This window comes from Methylobacterium sp. J-076, from assembly GCF_022829405.1.
GTDB lineage: Bacteria > Pseudomonadota > Alphaproteobacteria > Rhizobiales > Beijerinckiaceae > Methylobacterium.
Map to the genome: position 1 here is coordinate 159,602 of NZ_JAKSXW010000149.1, position 11,729 is coordinate 171,330.

The 11,729-nt window shown below is 70.9% G+C and carries 11 protein-coding genes; 7 read left to right on the forward strand and 4 right to left on the reverse strand.

The genetic code is table 11. The features are described from left to right. Window positions 1–267 precede the first annotated feature (267 nt). The 5 genes from MKK53_RS22925 (at window position 268) to MKK53_RS22945 (ending at window position 5,928) form a co-directional block, all read left to right on the forward strand. Window positions 268–1,659 carry a flagellar hook protein FlgE gene (locus tag MKK53_RS22925; RefSeq protein ID WP_243931135.1) on the forward strand — a complete coding sequence of 464 codons (1,392 nt, stop codon included), beginning with the start codon at window positions 268–270 and terminating at the stop codon, window positions 1,657–1,659. 46 nt (window positions 1,660–1,705) lie between these two features. Continuing rightward, window positions 1,706–3,583 (forward strand): flagellar hook-associated protein FlgK, encoded by a 1,878-nt coding sequence (gene flgK / locus MKK53_RS22930; RefSeq protein ID WP_243931137.1) that lies wholly within the window; start codon window positions 1,706–1,708, stop codon window positions 3,581–3,583. Then, entirely contained in the window at window positions 3,583–5,154 is a 1,572-nt protein-coding gene (locus tag MKK53_RS22935) for a flagellin (protein ID WP_243931139.1), read from the forward strand. Before flgK ends, MKK53_RS22935 begins: the two co-directional genes overlap by 1 nt. A gap of 199 nt (window positions 5,155–5,353) precedes the next feature. Then, the gene (locus MKK53_RS22940) at window positions 5,354–5,614 is read left to right on the forward strand and encodes a hypothetical protein (RefSeq protein ID WP_243931141.1); all 261 of its coding nucleotides are present in this window, start codon (window positions 5,354–5,356) and stop codon (window positions 5,612–5,614) included. Further along, on the forward strand, window positions 5,614–5,928 hold the full coding sequence (locus MKK53_RS22945; RefSeq protein WP_243931143.1) for a porin: 315 nt from the start codon (window positions 5,614–5,616) through the stop codon (window positions 5,926–5,928). The genes MKK53_RS22940 and MKK53_RS22945 overlap by 1 nt, the downstream gene beginning before the upstream one ends. A gap of 16 nt (window positions 5,929–5,944) precedes the next feature. On the opposite strand, the gene MKK53_RS22950 is transcribed toward MKK53_RS22945, so the two are convergent. The 3 genes from MKK53_RS22950 to MKK53_RS22960 are packed head-to-tail and all read right to left on the reverse strand — an operon-like array spanning window position 5,945 to window position 7,900. Further along, window positions 5,945–6,418, reverse strand: a complete 474-nt coding sequence (locus MKK53_RS22950) for a hypothetical protein (protein WP_243931145.1) — start codon at window positions 6,416–6,418, stop codon at window positions 5,945–5,947. Continuing rightward, window positions 6,405–6,758, reverse strand: a complete 354-nt coding sequence (locus MKK53_RS22955; protein WP_243931837.1) for a rod-binding protein — start codon at window positions 6,756–6,758, stop codon at window positions 6,405–6,407. Before MKK53_RS22955 ends, MKK53_RS22950 begins: the two co-directional genes overlap by 14 nt. 11 nt (window positions 6,759–6,769) lie before the next feature. Then, entirely contained in the window at window positions 6,770–7,900 is a 1,131-nt protein-coding gene (locus MKK53_RS22960) for a flagellar basal body P-ring protein FlgI (protein WP_243931147.1), read from the reverse strand. A 233-nt stretch (window positions 7,901–8,133) separates the two neighbouring features. Between MKK53_RS22960 and MKK53_RS22965 the strand changes: the two genes are divergently transcribed. After that, window positions 8,134–8,559 carry a flagellar assembly protein FliX gene (locus MKK53_RS22965; RefSeq protein WP_243931839.1) on the forward strand — a complete coding sequence of 142 codons (426 nt, stop codon included), beginning with the start codon at window positions 8,134–8,136 and terminating at the stop codon, window positions 8,557–8,559. 264 nt (window positions 8,560–8,823) lie between these two features. Here the strand turns inward: MKK53_RS22965 and MKK53_RS22970 are convergent, their stop codons facing one another. After that, window positions 8,824–10,317 (reverse strand): ATP-binding protein, encoded by a 1,494-nt coding sequence (locus tag MKK53_RS22970; protein ID WP_243931150.1) that lies wholly within the window; start codon window positions 10,315–10,317, stop codon window positions 8,824–8,826. Window positions 10,318–10,451: 134 nt separating this feature from the next. On the opposite strand from MKK53_RS22970, the gene MKK53_RS22975 reads away from it, so the two are divergent. Further along, complete coding sequence (locus MKK53_RS22975; protein WP_243931152.1) at window positions 10,452–11,717, forward strand: Hsp70 family protein; 1,266 nt, start codon at window positions 10,452–10,454, stop codon at window positions 11,715–11,717. Window positions 11,718–11,729 lie beyond the last annotated feature (12 nt).

The following is an 11,729-nucleotide window of genomic DNA, read 5'->3' on the forward strand; positions in this document are numbered from 1 at the left end:
AACGACCTGCCGTTGGCCTACCCGTCGATTATCGCGGCGGTGAAATAACGGGCCGTAAACAGCCGGCGACAACAGATCGCCCGTCGGAGAATAGAGTGAACGGCCACCGAGCAATTTTTGCCGGGCGGGCCGGTCCTGCCCGGCGCCCTCTGCCGGGCGGGGGCGGGGGATCGCAGTAAAAAGCATGAAATGACAATGTCTTAGGTTTGGCACGGGCGTTGCGGCGACCAACCGTTGCGTGGGCCAGCGTGCCGGGGTCGATTTGCCATGGATATCTTTTCGGCGTTGCAGACCTCGGTCTCGGGATTGCAGGCGCAGTCCTATGCGATCAGTAACATTTCCGGGAACATCGCGAACTCGCAGACGACGGGCTATAAGCGCGTCGACACGAGCTTCATCGACCTGATGGCCGAGCAGACCTCCAAGCGCGAGGTCGCGGGCACGGTGCTGGCCCAGGCGCAGCTCACCAACACCATCCAGGGCAACGTGGTCGCCTCGCAGGTGGCGACCAACATGGCCATCAACGGGCAGGGCTTCTTCACCGTGGTGCAGAAGACCGGTGACGCCAACGGCCAAGCCTCCTTCGGAAGCCAGACCACGTATACCCGCCGGGGCGACTTCAGCCCCGACAAGGACGGCTACCTCGTCAACGGCGCGGGCGACTACCTTCAGGGCCAGAACATGGACCCGGCGACCGGACAGCCCACCAGCACCGGCCTCATCAAGATCGCCAACTCGACGCTGCCGGCCAAGGCGTCCTCGACGATCTCCTACACCGCCAACCTGCCCGCCTCGCCGGTCACGGCGAACTCCGCCACCACGGGCTCGGACCTCTACACGCCGAAAGACGCGAATTCGGCCATCCTGCCGACGTCCACGGGGACCCTGACGCAGGTCTCGTCCGACGACGCGGCCAACCTCGTCAACAACAGCATCGCCGGCCCGGCGGTGACGGCCTACACCGCCTCCGGCGCCCCCGTCACCGTCACCACCCGCTGGGCCAAGCTGCAGGACATCGACACGACGGCCACGCCCGCGGTGACCAACTCGGTCTGGAACCTCTACTACCAGTCGGACACGACCGCCTCGGCCTCCGCCAGCAAATGGACCAATGCGGGCTCGATGTTCACCTTCGATTCGGCGGGGCAGCTCACCAACCCCACCGGGGGTACGATCACCATCCCCAACCTGACGGTCAGCGGCACGAATCTCGGGCCCATCGCCGTCAACTTCGGCAAGACCGGCCTGACCCAGTACGCCGACGCCACCGGCTCCGCGACGACCAACACCCTCACCCAGGACGGCTACACCTCCGGCACGCTCTCCAGCGTGGCGGTGACGGCCGACGGCAAGATCAACGGCACCTACTCGAACGGGTCGGTGGTGGGCCTCGCCTCGGTGGGCTTCGCCCGCTTCACCAACCCGGACGGCCTCAAGCCCGATACCGCCGGACACTACTTCCAGACGGCGGATTCCGGCTCGCCCCTCGCCGGCCTCGCCGGCAGCACCATCGTCGGCGAGAGCACCGAACAGTCGAATACAGACATTGCTTCGGAATTTTCGAAGATGATCGTAACCCAGCAGGCCTACTCTGCAAACACGCGGGTCATGTCGACCGCGCAGACGATGATGAGCGACCTGCTGAACGTGATCCGGTGACCGGCAAGCCGCACCACCATCGCTCCCGTAGGAAAGGGACCCGGCCGTGAGCCTCGACGCGCTGTGGACCGCGACGGCGGGACTGAAAGCGACCCAGGCGGCGATCAGCGTCGTCTCGCAGAACGTCGCGAATTCGGGCACGGCGGGCTATGTGCGCCGGACCATCGACACGGTCGCGAGCGCGCCGGGCAATACCGGCGTCTCCACCGGCGTCGTCACGCGCAGCTTCGATGCCGCCGCGCTCAAGCAGCTCCGGGCGGAGACCGCCGGGGCCGCCTACACCTCCACCCGCTCCGGCATCACCACCCAGCTCGACAAGCTTTACGGGACGCCCGGCACCGCGACCGCCCTCGACGGGACGTTCAACGCGTTCACGCAATCCCTCCAGGAATTGACGGCGAGCCCGACCTCGGCCGCCGCCCGGAACACGGTGCTCAGCAACGCCTCCACCCTGGCGAGCCAGATCAACAGCGCCGCCACCAACGTGCAGGACCTGCGCACTGGCATCGAGGCGCAGCTCGGCACCGACACCGCCTCGGCCAGCACGCTCCTCAAGAACATCGCCGCCCTCAACCTGAAGGTCCAGAACACCACCGACGCGTCCTCGCGGGCCGACCTGCAGGACCAGCGCGACCAGGCGATCAACAGCCTGTCGAGCTACATGGACATCACCACCACCGACCAGCGCGACGGCACCGTGTCCGTCCTCACCGGCTCGGGCGTGACCCTCGTGGACCGCGGCAACGCGGCGACCCTCAGCTTTGACGGGCGGGGCTCGCTCAACGCCACGTCGCGCTACTCGCCCGATGCGAGCCAGCGCACGGTGGGCACCATCACCGCCACGACGCCCGGCGGGGCGAAGATCGACCTCGGCGCCCCGGGCACCCTGCGCTCGGGCAGCCTCGCCGCCGAATTCGAGCTCCGGGACACGACCCTGCCGCAGGCGCAGCGCCAGCTCGACGACCTCGCCGCCGGCCTCGCCACCTCGCTCACCAACAAGAGCGTCACCGGCACGGTGAGCGGCAACACGGCCTCGATCGACCTGAGCGGCATCAAGGCCGGCAATGCGGTGACGATTCCCGTCACCTTCAACGACGGCAGCGTCCGCAACGTGACGCTCGTCGCCTCGACCTCGCCGACGGCCACCATCGACCCGTCGCTGACGGCCGACGCGACCGGCTTCGCGCAGACCTTCGACATCCGCCAGGGTGCGCCGTACAAGGACGCGGTCAACGCCGCCCTGAGCGCGATGTCCGCCGCCGCCGCCAAGGCAGGCTACAAGAACGTCCCCTTGCTGACCGCAGACGGCAGCGGATCGACCCTGACGGTCAGCGGCAACGCCAGCACGGCCGTGGGCGGCGCCAGCGCCAGCATCACCGTGCCGACATCCGCGAACGACTTCACCTCGGGCTATCCGGAACAGACGCCCCTGTTCACGGACGGAACGACGACGCTCTTCACCGGAAGCGTGGACAAGGGCGCGCAACTCTCCGGCTTCGCCCAGCGGATCGCGGTGAACGGCGCGCTCACCAGCAACTCGTCGTCCCTGACCTCCGCCGGGCCGACCGACACGACGGTCTCCGGCACCCGTGCCCAGAAGATCTTCGACGCACTGACCACGGCCCAGCAGACCTTTTCCTCCGCGAGCGGCATCGGCGGCGTCTCCGCGCCCTACCACGCCACGGTGTCGCAATTCGCGCAGGACGTCATCTCGGCCCAGGGGGCGGCGGCGAGCGCCGCGACGACCCTCGACAACACCCAGCAGGTGGCGCTCTCCACGGCCCAGGGCCGCTTCTCGGCCACCGCCGGCGTGAACATCGATGAGGAGATGTCGAACCTCATCGCCCTCCAGACCGCCTACGGCGCGAATGCCCGCGTGCTGACCGCGGCCCGCGACATGCTCAATCAGCTGCTGCAGATCTGATGACCACCATCGCCCCCTTCGCGGCCGGCAGCTACGCATCGAGCCGCGGCACCAGCCAGCTGGTCTCGCTGAAGTCGCAGCTCACCGACCTGACGACGCAGTTGAGCAGCGGCCTCACGGCGCAGAGCTACGGTGGCCTCGGCAACGGGCGGACCGCCGCCCTGTCGGCCCAGGCGTCAATCAGCGCCCTCAACGGGTACAGCGCCGTCATCGATACGGCGCAGACTAGGGCCAAGCTCGGCACCACGAGCCTGTCGCAGATCGTGACCGTCGCCACCCAGACGAACGCGACGTTGCAGAACGGGCTGCAGAGCACCTCCACCGACACGCAGGCCGCCAAGTCGACGGCGCTCAACAACTTCAATGCCGTACTGGACGCCCTCAACCAGTCGGATGGCAGCGTCTACCTGTTCGGGGGCACGAAGGGTGCGACGCCGCCGGTCCTCGATGCCGAGACGATCCTGTACGGGGGGACGAACGCGAACGGCGTCGCGCTCGACGGGCTGTCCACGCTGACGTCGGAGCAGGTGACCGCGGATGTCGGCCCGCAGGGCAACGGCCGGCTCACGCAGTCCGTCGCGGGCAACACGGTTTCGCTGACGGAGGGGGCGGCGGCCCGCGCCGCCAAGCCGAACGGGGCGTTCGGCTTCTCGATCGCCGGCGTCACGTCGAGCAACACCGCAGCCTTCACGGGCGCCCAGGGCGGCACCCCGGTGACGACGACGATCACCGGGACGGCGCAGCCCAGCGTCGGCGATACGGTGACGGTTCAGCTCAAACTCCCCGACGGCAGCGCCACCTCGGTCACGCTCAAGGCCGCCGCCTCCGCCGACGCCACCTCCACCACCACCTTCGCCATCGGCGGCTCCCTGACCGACACGGTGGCCAACCTCTCGAAGTCCCTCGGCAACGCCCTGCAGAACGCCGCCTCCACGACGCTCAGCGCGAATGCCACCGCACGCACCAGCGCTGACTTCTTCGCGGCCTCCTCCGACGCCGGGACCACGCCGGAGCGGGTGTATTACGACGCGTCGGGGACCCCGTCCTACGTCCACACGGCGGCGTCCACCACGGCCGTGAAGCAGTCGGTGGTCTGGTACAACGGCCAGAAGGACGACGGGACATCCGCGCGGGCGTCGCAGACGTATCAGGTCGGGTCGAGCGCCACGGTTCAGCTCGGCGCCCGGGCGAACGAGGCACCGATCCAGAAGGTGCTCGCGGGCCTCGCCACGGTCGCCCTCGGCATGCCCGCCGGGGGGACGACGGGGACGAACAGCGACGCCTACGCCGCGGTCGTCGCCCAGGCGACGCCGCTCCTGGGCGCCAGCAACACCAGCCCGAGCGTGCAGGACATCGCCACGGATTTCAGCCTGGCCTCGGCCCGCATGACCAATGCCGCGAGCACGAACACGGCCCAGAAGAGCACCCTGCAAGACACGGTCGATGGCATCGAGCAGGCCTCCACAGAAGAAGTCGCCACGCGGCTCCTCGACCTGCAGAACCGCCTCCAGGCCAGTTACCAGATCACGGCCTCGCTCTCGAAGTTGTCCCTCGTCAATTACATTTCGTAGCGTCGGCCCGCCCGTCCCGATCCCGGCGGCTTAACGTCTGGTTGTCCTTCTGGCGGGGGGAGGGGGCCGCCTTCATAGTGTCGCCGTTTTTGCAGGGCGTTTTCGGCCCTTGGCCGCTCGACCGCGTAGCGACGTCGTGCCGAACCGGCCTCCTCTTCGGCGGGACGCTCCGAGCGAAGGCAACTCATGGGGTGTCAGCATGCCGTATCGCCAGTCCATCGATGAGATCGGCCGCTTGGGCGCGGGCGGCGAAGATGCGGCCGGCACCCGCGCCGAGCGGATCGTCGATGCGCATATGGCCGGTTTCTCGCACCACACCGAGAGGTCCCTCGCCCTCGATGCGCTGCTGCGCGACCTCGCCCGGCTGCGCCGCCGCGAGCCCGCCCTCGATGGGTTCATCACCGGGGTGGAGGCCTATATCGACGCCCTGCACCGGGACCTGGTCCGGCGGGCGGCGTGATGCGCCGGTCCGCCCTCGTCCTCGCGGCCTCGCTCGCCGGGTCCGCAGCCGCCCCGGCCCTCGACCTCGACCTCGCCAAGATCGCCCCGTCCTTCGAGGCCTGTCCGGGCCGGCCGGGCTTCGTGCGGATGCCGGGCGCCCGCAACTGCACGCGCCTGTCGGGCCGCGTGGCGGCGGGGGTGGACGCCCGGGCAGGGTCGGGCGGTGCCGCGGCGGCGCCGGTCGTGGCCGGGCGCATCGCCATCGACAACCGGGCGGACACCGAGTTCGGCGAGGTCCGCACCTATGTCCGCGTCGGGAACGGCCGCCGCTGAGGGCGGCCGACCACGCTCACAGCGAGCGGGACATCACCAGCGGGCCGCTGCGGGCGCCGCGGCCGTAGGGCGACGGGGCCGAGCGCGCCGCACCGTAGCCCGCGGGCACCTTCGACTTGGCGATGTCGTCGGCGAGGGAGCGGATCAGCCCTTCGCAGACGGTCCTCGCCGCCGCCAGCACCGCCTGGTTCGCCTCGACGGCGGCGGTGAAGGCGCGGTGGGCGGTGCTGAGGGACTCGACGCCCTGCGGATGCAGGCGGACCAGCGCGACGGCGTTGGCCTTGGCCGATTCGAGGCCCCTCATGTAGGCGGCGGCTAGGGCGGCCTTCGGCTCGGCGGCGACCACGCCGGCCTTCAGGCGCCCGGCGCGGATATGGTCCGCCTCCTCGTCCAGAACCGCCCTCAGGGCATTCATGTTGCCGAGGACGCCGGCGACCAGCGCCTCGGCGCCGGCCCGGTCGACCACCCGGAGTTGTTCAGGCACCGGCATTCGTGGCCCCTTGCATCTTCATCATCTCGCGGAACACCGAATCGGCGATCCCGACGCCGCCACTCTGCACGATCTTGTTTGCGTATTCCTTTGTGAGCATCGACCGGTAGACGCCGCCACCCGTCCCGTTTTCGCCCAGGGGGCCATCCGTTCCTTCCGATTGCGTCATCCGGTCGAGGCTGTTCTCAAGGAACATCTTCTCGAAGTCGGTCGCGGTCTTCTTCAACTTCGAGGTGTTGGCCCCGGCGGTGTTCGCGGTCGTCGATTCGGCGACGCTCCCGGCGATGGCCTTCCCGACCCCAATGGCGGCGCTGGCGGCGATGCTGGCTAGCTGAAGCATGTGTTGTCCCCTCACATGAGTTCGATATCGGCCTGCAGCGCACCCGCCGACTTGATGGCCTGAAGGATGGAGATCAGGTCGCGCGGCCCCACGCCGAGGGCGTTCAGCCCGTCCACGAGGTCGCGCAGGCTCACGCCCTCCTTGACGAGGGCGAGCTTGTTGCCGTCGCCGGTATCGACCTTCACCCCCGTGCGCGGCACCACCACGGTCTGGCCGTTGGAGAGGGGCGCGGGCTGGCTGACCTGGGGCTGCTCGGTGATCGTCACGGTCAGGTTGCCCTGGGCGATGGCGACGGTGGAGACGCGCACGTCCCGGCCCATCACGATGATGCCGGAGCGCTCGTCCACCACCACGCGGGCGGCCTGGTCGGGCTCGACCTTCAGCTGCTCCACCTCGGTGATCAGCCGCATCATGTTGCCGTGGTAGCGCGCCGGGATCTGGATCGTGACGGTGGCCGGGTCCGTGGGCTCGGCGGTGTCGGCGCCCATGAAGTCGTTGATCGCCGAGGCGACCCGCTTCGAGGTGGTGAAATCGGGGTTGCGCAGCGACAGGCGCAGGGAGCGCGAGTCGTTCAGCTTGAAGGCGATCTCCCGCTCGATGTTCGCCCCGTTGGAGATGCGCCCGTTGGTGGGCACGCCGCGGGTGATCTTGGCGGCGTCGCCCTCCGCGGAGAAGCCGGCGATGGCGATCGACCCCTGCGCCAGGGCGTAGACCTCGCCATCCGCGCCGAGGAGCGGGGTGACGAGCAGCGTCCCACCCTGGAGGGACTTGGCGTCGCCCAGGGACGAGACGGTCACGTCGATCCGGGTGCCCTGGGCCGCGAAGGGCGGGAGGCTCGCCGTCACCATCACCGCGGCGAGGTTCTGGGTGCGCATCGTGGCGCCGCGGGTGTTCACCCCGAGCCGTTCCAGCATCGCCTGGAGCGACTGCTTGGTGAACGGGATGTTGTTCAGCGTATCGCCGGTGCCGTTCAGGCCGACGACGATTCCATAGCCGACGAGCTGGTTCTGGCGCACGCCCTCGATGGAGGCGAGGTCCTTCACCCGCGACAGGGCGAGGGCCGGCGCGCAGAACGCCAGCAGCGCCAGCAGCGCGGCGACGAGGGCCGGGATCGGTCGGAGCGTCGTGGGACGGGAATGCATGCCGGGTTTGGAACCATGGCGGGGCCTGCCCGTCCTACGCCAGCGCCGTGCCAGGATGCCCGCGGCGGTAAGTGATTGTTGCGGAAGCGTTTCGCTGTGGGGAGGCCGGACGGGTGACGGCATCCGGCCGGCGCCATTCCTGCCGACCCGGCAGCTTCTGCCGGCCTGTTTACCGCTGCTTAACCGTACCGGGCCGAGGGTCGGGTTCTTCCTTCCCGGCCATTGATGAGATGATGCGCGTCGATACCCGCCAGCCGATCCGGACGACCGTCGGCGTCTCGGCCGGGCGACGCGACGGCGTGCGCGGCTTCAGCCTGGACGCTCCGCCCGAGGCCCCGGCCCACGCCTCGGCCCCGGCTCCGGCGGCGACGCTGGCGGGGCTCGACGCCGTCCTCCTGCTCCAGGCCGAAGCCGACACCCCCCAGGAGCGCCGCCGCCGCACCGCCCGCCGGGGCCACGATCTCCTCGACGGCCTCGACCGGCTGAAGGCGGCGATCCTCGGGGGGCGCGTCGGCGCCGGGGAGCTGCGCGCGGTGGCCGCCCGCCTCGCCGAGCGCGCCGGCGCCTCCGGTGACCCGGTCCTCGACGGGCTGATGGCCGACATCGAGCTGCGCACGGCGGTGGAGCTGGCGAAGCTGGAGATGCGCCGGGGCGTGTGAGCGTTCACGCCGCGCGCTTCGTTCCCCCTTGATTGCACGACGACGGGATGGGAGGGCACCGGGGCGCTTCATCCGGCACCACCCCCACCCCTACCCCTCCTCACAAGGGGCAGGGGACCCGCACAGAGCCGTGGGAGCACCTGCTCCACGCTTCGCGGAAAACGTCCCAGGACCTTCGCGATCAGCCGGCCGGGATCAGGTCGAGGGGAACGAGAGCGATCTCACTCCTGACGGCCCTTCGCCTCGATATCGGCCGGGACAACCCTATCCCAATCGCCGCCGCAGGCCTCCCGCCGCCGGCTGCGGGGCGCCCGGCGCCGTCTCGGTGCCGAGGTCCGGCACCGCGATGATCGGCGCCCCGCGCAGGTCGCGGCGGGTGACGATGGCGCCGCGCTCCTCGAGGAAGGCGAGCATCCGCCGCGCCCGGCCGCCCGAACTGGTGCCGTAGGCCTCCGCCAGGGCGGCGTCGGTGGGGCAGGGCGCGCCCTCGATGGCCGCGCGGGCCACCACCAGGAACAGGCCGGCGAGGTCGTCCGGCAGGCCGGCGGCGATGGCCTGCGCCTTCTCCCAGCCGGACCCGTCGCTCACCTCGCCCCCCGCCTCGGCCCGCGCCACCGCGACCCGCTGCTTGAACTCGGGGAGGGAGAGGGCTTCGCCCCGGATCCGGCGGATGCGGCAGCGGACGGTGAAGTCCTGATAGAGGGTCGCCGGGGTGCAGGTGGCCGCGTCGGCATCGGCGAGCACCGAGCCCAGCACCTCGGCGATGATCGCCTCGCGCTCGGCCGGGTCGAGCGCCTCGTCCTCCGGTTCCTCCGCCGGCACCGGGGGGCGGTACGAGGCGAGCTGCGCCAGCACGTCCTGGACCGGCGCGGCCCTTGGCTGGCGGCGCACGGGCGGGGCGGCCTCGTCCCGGGGCTCCGGCGTCAGGATCAGCGACCGGGCATCCTCGATCGCGTCCGGCAGGGGGAGCAGGCCCGGGGCGGCGGCACGGCTCACCGTCTCCGTCGTGCCCACGGCGATGGTGAGCGGGCGCCGCGCCAGGGCGGGCCCGAGGCCGACGAACTGGCCCCGCGGCAGGTCGCGGAACGTTTCGGCTTGCCGCCGCTCCATCCCGAGGAGGTCGGCCGCCCGCGCCATGTCGATGTCGAGGAAGGTGCGGCCCATCAGGAAGTTCGACGCCTCGGCGGCGACGTTCTTGGCGAGCTTGGCGAGGCGCTGGGTGGCGATGACCCCCGCCAAGCCGCGCTTGCGCCCGCGGCACATCAGGTTGGTCATGGCGCCGAGCGACAGGCGCCGGGCCTCGTCCGACACCTCCCCGGCCGCGGCGGGGGCGAAGAGCTGCGCCTCGTCCACCGCCACGAGCATCGGGTACCAGTGCTCGCGCTCGGCATCGAACAGGCCGCCGAGGAAGGCGGCGGCGGCGCGCATCTGCCCGTCGGCGTCGAGGTTGTCGAGGGTCAGCACCACGGAGACCCGGTGGACGCGCACCCGCGCCGCCACCCGCTGGAGTGCGGCATCGTCGCCGTCCGCCTCCACCACCACGTGGCCGTAGCGCTCGGCGAGGCTGGCAAAGTCGCCCTCCGGGTCGATCACCGCCTGCTGCACCAGCCCCGCGCTCTGCTCCAGCAGGCGGCGGAGCAGGTGCGACTTGCCCGAGCCGGAATTGCCCTGCACCAGGAGGCGCGTGGCGAGCAGTTCGGTCAGGTCGAGGAGAGCCGGGCGGTCGCCCGTCAGTCCGAGATCGATGTCGCAGCGCATCCGCATCCCTTACCACGCCTTGTGCCCGAGGGGCGGGTCCGCCATGCGCCTGTCCACGGCTTCGCGCCTGGACCGGGGACGCGGGGACGGCTAAGCGCCACGCCCCACCCCTCATCAACCGACCGGATTTCCCGATGGCGGCCTGCGGCCTCGACTTCGGCACGTCGAACACGACCCTCGGGCACCTCGGCCCCGCCGGTCCGGCGCTGCTCCCCCTGGAGGGCGACCACGTCACGGTGCCGAGCGCGATCTTCTTCGAGCCCCGCCGGGATCCGATGATCGGCCGGGCGGCCACCGCCGCCTACGTCGCCGGCAAGCCCGGCCGGCTGATGCGCGGCCTCAAGTCGGTCCTCGGCACGCCGCTGATCGAGGAGGCGACCCCCGTCGGCCGCGAGCGCCTGCGGCTGCGCGACGTGATCGCCCGCTACCTCACCATGGTGAAGGCCCGCGCAGAGGAGGCCGCCGGGACGAGCTTCGAGTCCGTGGTGCACGGCCGGCCGGTCCATTTCGTGGATGGCGACCCCGAGGGAGACCGGCGGGCGGAGGAGACGCTCCGGGAGATCGCCCGCGACGTCGGCTTCCGGGATGTGGCCTTCCAGTACGAGCCGATCGCCGCCGCCCTGGACTACGAGCGGCAGGTCACCCGGGAGGAGATCGCCCTCATCGCCGATATCGGCGGCGGCACCTCGGACTTTTCCATCGTGCGCCTGTCGCCCGAGCGGCGACGCCGGGTCGACCGGGCCGCGGACATCCTCGCCAACGACGGTGTGCGGATCGGCGGGACCGATTTCGACCGCCAGCTCAGCCTCGCCACGGTCATGCCGCTGTTGGGCTTCGGCAGTGCGATGAAGCGCGGCGACCTGTCCGTTCCAGGGGCCTATTACCACGACCTCGCCACCTGGTCGGCGATCAACCGCCTCTACGACGGCCGGACCCTGCGGGAGATCGACGACGTGCTGCGCGATTGTGCGCGGCCGGACCTCGTGGGCCGGCTGCGCACGGCCGTGGAAGACGAGCGCGGCCACGCCCTGGCGGGGACGGTGGAGGCGGCCAAGATCGCCGCTTCCGAGACGGGCTCGGCCACGATCGACCTCGGGCCCATCGAGCGGGGGCTCGCCGCCGGTCTCGACAGGGCCGGCCTCGCCACGCGAACGGACGGCCTCTCCCGGGCGGTCGCCGCGCGGATCGGGAGATGCCTCACGCAGGCCGACTTGCCGGCGAGCGCCATCGACGCCCTGTTCCTGACGGGCGGCTCGACCGGGCTGCCGCATCTGCGTGCGGCCCTCGCCGCCGCCCTGCCGGAGGCGCGGATCGTGTCCGGCGATACGTTCGGGTCGGTCGGCCTGGGCCTGACCATCGCCGCCGAAGCCCTGGCGGGCCGCAGCCGGGCCAACGCCTGACCGGCGAGCCCG